Annotated in this window: 3 protein-coding genes and 1 pseudogene; all 4 read left to right on the plus strand. The window is 76.0% G+C overall.

Going from position 1 to position 3232, the window contains the following annotated elements:
- A pseudogene (locus tag E1300_RS51080) lies at window positions 1-705 on the plus strand (hypothetical protein); the annotation flags it as partial.
- On the plus strand, window positions 705-836 hold the full coding sequence (locus E1300_RS53665; RefSeq protein ID WP_278045449.1) for a hypothetical protein: 132 nt from the start codon (window positions 705-707) through the stop codon (window positions 834-836). The pseudogene E1300_RS51080 and the gene E1300_RS53665, both read left to right, overlap by 1 nt.
- Window positions 837-850: 14 nt before the next feature.
- Window positions 851-1681 (plus strand): glycosyltransferase, encoded by an 831-nt coding sequence (locus E1300_RS48650; protein WP_131764028.1) that lies wholly within the window; start codon window positions 851-853, stop codon window positions 1679-1681.
- Window positions 1682-1747: 66 nt separating this feature from the next.
- The gene (locus tag E1300_RS48655) at window positions 1748-3076 is read left to right on the plus strand and encodes a glycosyltransferase family 4 protein (RefSeq protein ID WP_131764029.1); all 1329 of its coding nucleotides are present in this window, start codon (window positions 1748-1750) and stop codon (window positions 3074-3076) included.
- Window positions 3077-3232 lie beyond the last annotated feature (156 nt).

Below are 3232 nucleotides of genomic sequence, written 5' to 3' on the forward strand. Positions count from 1 at the left end.
ATCTGGGGCGACATGGCGAACCACAAGATCCGTGTGGCGCTGTGCCCGCTCGCCGGCACGGACGAGTTCCAGTTCACCGCGCCCCTTGCCCCGGGCGACCTGCGGGCCGTCCGGTACCCGGCGGACTGGGCGCGCGCCCGGCAGATCATCGACGGCGACCGGGCGCCGGGCGACGTGCTGCTGCTGCCGTGGGCGCAGTACCGGAGCTATCCCTGGAACCACGGCCGCCGCTCGCTCGATCCGCTGCCGCGCTACCTGAACCGGCGCGTGATCATGAACGACGCGGTGACCGTGGCAGGGACGGGCGACGGCGGGACGGGGAACGGCGGGACGGGCGGCGGGGCCACGACCGTCGCGCCCGAGGATCCGCGGGCCGTCCGGCTCGCGGGCGTCGCCGCGTCCGGGAACCCGTCGGCGGCGACGCTGCGTGACGAGGGCGTCCGGTACGTCGTGGTGGACGCCGAGGTGGGCAGGCTCGGGCCGGTGGGCGCCGTGGAGGTGCTGCGAGGCCCTGACCTGGCCGTCTATCGGGTGGACGGGGCAGCCGCTGTGCGCGAGGACCGCGTCCCCGCGGCACCGGTGGCGGCGGCCTGGCTCGCCGCGAGTGTGGTCGTTTTCTGGTCATTCCTCGCCTCAGGGACTACTCTGAGCCTTCCATTACTCGGCAGTACCAATGCCGGCGAACCCCGTCGAAGGGCCCACTGATGCGCATCGCCATCGCCGCACTGGTCGGCGTCATCCTCGCGGCCGGCGCCTCGTTCGGGACGGTGCAGCTCACGAACGCCTCCCAGAAGGACCCGGTCATCAAGCCGCTGTACAACTACGGCTCCCGCTGACCCGCCCGGACCCGATGGGGACCTGGCGCGGCGCCCCCGCCCTGCTGGAGATCGTCGTTCCCGCGCGCGACGAGGCCGAGCGGCTTCCGGCGGGGCTGGCGCAGCTGTGCGCGAAGCTCGCCGGGCTGCCCGTGCGCGCCGAGGTCATCGTCGTCGACAACGGCAGCACCGACGGCACGGCCGAGATCGTCCGTAGCTGGCGCGGCGAGGTGCCGGTGCGGCTGCTGAGCTGCGAGCGGCCCGGGAAGGGCGCGGCCGTCAAGACCGGACTGGCGGCGACCCGCGCCCCGTACGTAGGATTCATGGACGCCGATATGGCGACGGACCTCGCAGCACTGGACGAGGTGCTCGTCCTGCTGCGCGAGGGCCGCCCGGTCGTGGTGGGGTCAAGGCGCCACGGTCGGTCGGTCGTCGAGGGCTACGCGCTGCCCGTCCGGCGGCTCGGCGCGATCACCTTCAACCGCCTCGTCCGCGACCTGGTGGGCGGTGTCGCCGACACCCAGTGCGGGTTCAAGTTCTTCGCCGGGCCGCTGGGCCGGGCCGCCGCCGCCGACCTGCGCACCACGGGGTTCTCCTTCGACGTCGAGCTGCTCGCGCACTGCGTGCGGCGCGGCGCGGAGGTGACCGCCATCCCGGTGGTCTGGCGCGACCGCCCGGGCTCGACGTTCTCGGTCCGGCGGCACTCGCTGGAGTGCCTGCTCGACCTCGCCCGCATCCGGGCCCGCGCCGGCCGCCGCGCCACGTCCCCGGTGGACGCGGCGCCTCCGGCCCCGGAGCCGGTCAAGGGGGCGCTCGCGCTGCCGGACGGCGGGCTGCCGTCGGCCTCCGGCGCCGGTCCGGGATGAGCGGGCCGAGATGCGCGGGCGGGGATGAGCGGGCCGAAGTGAGCGGGCCGAAGTGAGCGGGCCGGAATGAACGAGATCGCGCGGGTGGCGGGCCTGCGCGTCGCGGTCGTGAACTGGCGGGACCCGTGGCACCCGGCGGCGGGCGGCGCCGAGCGCTACGCCTTCGAGGTGGCGCGCGGGCTCGCCGGACGCGGCGCCCGCGTCCGCTACCTGACCTGCCGGGCGCCCGGCCAGCGCCGCCGGGAGCGCGCCGAGGGCGTCGAGTTCGTCCGCCTCGGCGGCCGGTTCACCGTCTACCCGCTCGTCCTGCTGTGGACGCTGCTGCGGCGCCGCTCCTTCGACGCGGTGATCGACTGCCAGAACGGCATCCCGTTCTTCGTGCCGTGGGTCCTGCCGCGCCGCGTCCCCGTGCTCTGCGTGATCCACCACGTCCACGACGCCCAGTTCGGCCTGTACTTCCCGCCCTGGCTGGCCTGGCTCGGGCGGGTGCTGGAGGGACCGGTGAGCCGCTGGACGTACCGGCGGCACGCGTTCGTGGCGGTCTCGCCGTCCACGTTGCGGGCCGTCCGGGAGCGGCTGTCCTGGACGGGCCCCGTGTACGTCGTGCCGAACGGGTCCGTGCCGCCCGCGCCGGCCGGGGAGGCCGGGCCCGGCCCGGTCGGTGATCCGGAGGTGGTGTGCGTGACGCGGCTCGTCCCGCACAAGCGGCTCGACCTCCTCCTCGACCTCGCCGCCCGGCTCGCCGAGCGCCGTCCCGGCCTCCGGCTGCACATCGTCGGGGACGGCCCGGAGGCGCCCGCCCTGGCCGACGGCATCGCCCGGCGCGGCCTCGGCGACGTGGTGATCGCGCACGGCTACGTCTCCGAGGAGGTCAAGACGGCCCTCGTCGCCCGCGCCGACCTGCACCTCAGCACGTCCCAGGGGGAGGGCTGGGGGCTCAGCGTGATCGAGGCCGCCGCGCTCGGCGTCCCGACCGTGGCCTTCGACGTGGACGGGCTCCGCGACGCCGTCCGCGACGGGATCACCGGATGGCTGGCCCGCGACGACGACGCCGACGCGGCCGACGGCGCGGCGGACACCGTGGACCGCGCCCTCAAGGAGCTGGACGACCCGGACCGCCGCGCGGAGATCGCCGCCGCGTGCAGGGCCTGGGCGGGCGAGTTCGACTGGGCGCGGACGACCGCGCGGATGGCGGAGCTGCTCGCCGCGTCCGTCCGGCTGGGGACGTCCTCGACCGGGGATGACCGGGCACACGTCGTCCACCGGTACGGTGACGAGCACCCGCGCGTCGTGGAGGGCCCGGCGCGCGACGAGCTGCTCGCCGCACCGGACGCCGTCCGCGCCGTCCGGCCGGCGACCCCGGCCGAGCGGCTCCTCGGCCGGCCCGGGCACTGAGGCCGGCGAAGGACCGGAGAGGGAAGGGGGCGACCGCGACCATGGCCGTCGGAGAGGCGACCTGGCGCTGCACGCCGCCCGCACGGCCAGCGACCTGGAGCTGTCGGAGCTGACGCTGCACGCGCCGCTGCCGCTGCCGTCCCGCGGGGGCGTGCG

This window comes from Actinomadura fibrosa, assembly GCF_900659615.1.
GTDB classification, from domain to species: Bacteria; Actinomycetota; Actinomycetes; order Streptosporangiales; family Streptosporangiaceae; genus Spirillospora; species Spirillospora fibrosa.

What these genes read in the sequence shown, in the direction of transcription:
- E1300_RS48655 (WP_131764029.1), top strand. Translation starts at nt 1,748, where the DNA reads ATGAACGAGATCGCGCGGGTGGCGGGCCTGCGCGTCGCGGTCGTGAAC.
- E1300_RS53665 (WP_278045449.1), top strand. Translation starts at nt 705, where the DNA reads ATGCGCATCGCCATCGCCGCACTGGTCGGCGTCATCCTCGCGGCCGGC.
- E1300_RS48650 (WP_131764028.1), top strand. Translation starts at nt 851, where the DNA reads ATGGGGACCTGGCGCGGCGCCCCCGCCCTGCTGGAGATCGTCGTTCCC.